Source organism: Methylobacterium sp. WL8, assembly GCF_008040045.1.
Lineage (GTDB): Bacteria > Pseudomonadota > Alphaproteobacteria > Rhizobiales > Beijerinckiaceae > Methylobacterium > Methylobacterium cerastii.
Genome location: NZ_VRVF01000204.1, coordinates 1 through 776 on the forward strand (window position 1 = coordinate 1; position 776 = coordinate 776).

General features: G+C 55.8%; 1 protein-coding gene. It reads left to right on the forward strand.

Annotated elements, in window-relative coordinates; genetic code table 11:
- Window positions 1-140: 140 nt before the first annotated feature.
- Window positions 141-734, forward strand: a complete 594-nt coding sequence (locus FV234_RS25915) for a restriction endonuclease (protein WP_187273811.1) — start codon at window positions 141-143, stop codon at window positions 732-734.
- Window positions 735-776 lie beyond the last annotated feature (42 nt).

The window sequence follows — 776 nt, forward strand, 5'->3', positions numbered from 1 at the left end:
CGCGCAGGGCCATGATCTCGTCGGTCATCGGGGGTCTCTCGGGTTCGGGGTTGGTCGTCGCAACCCGACCCTACCCGGCAACCGCCGATGACCACCCCTCAGCTACACCACCGCCTGGGACACGACCCACTGCATCCACTATGATGCCGGTTGCCGATGTCCTCAAGCTCGACAGCGCCGTGGCCATCGCTCCACCAGATGAGCGGATTACCAGTGCGGCTATGGAGCTGGAGGCAGAACTCCGGGGCGATCTCCTTGATCGTATTTTCGCTATTCAGCCCCAGGCCACCCGAGCGCGCTTCTTCGAGCAGCTCGTGATCCGTCTCCTTGTTGCAATGGGTTACGGAGGAGGACGCGACGAAGCTGCCTTCCATACGGGCGGGCGTGGTGATGGAGGGGTCGACGGGGTAATCCATCAAGATGCTCTCGGTCTCGATCCTGTCTACGTCCAGGCCAAATGCTATGACAGAGACAGTGGGATCGGCCCGGAGAAAATACAGGCCTTTAAGGGAGCCTTAGACGATAAAGGGGCGACGCGCGGCGTGTTCATTACCACAGCGAGGTTCAGCGAAGCCGCTCAGCGATCCGGCAGGGCAAGCCAAAAACAGATTGCCTTGATCGATGGTGAGAAGCTTGCTGACTTGATGGTGCGCTTTAACGTAGGCATTCAGAAAGACAGGACTGTCGTCATCAAAAAGATCGACGAAGATTTCTTTGAAGGATGGGATGATTAAATCATCTATTTTTATAAAGTATTATATATATCCGTGATATGA

What these genes read in the sequence shown, in the direction of transcription:
- FV234_RS25915 (WP_187273811.1), top strand. Translation starts at nt 141, where the DNA reads ATGATGCCGGTTGCCGATGTCCTCAAGCTCGACAGCGCCGTGGCCATC.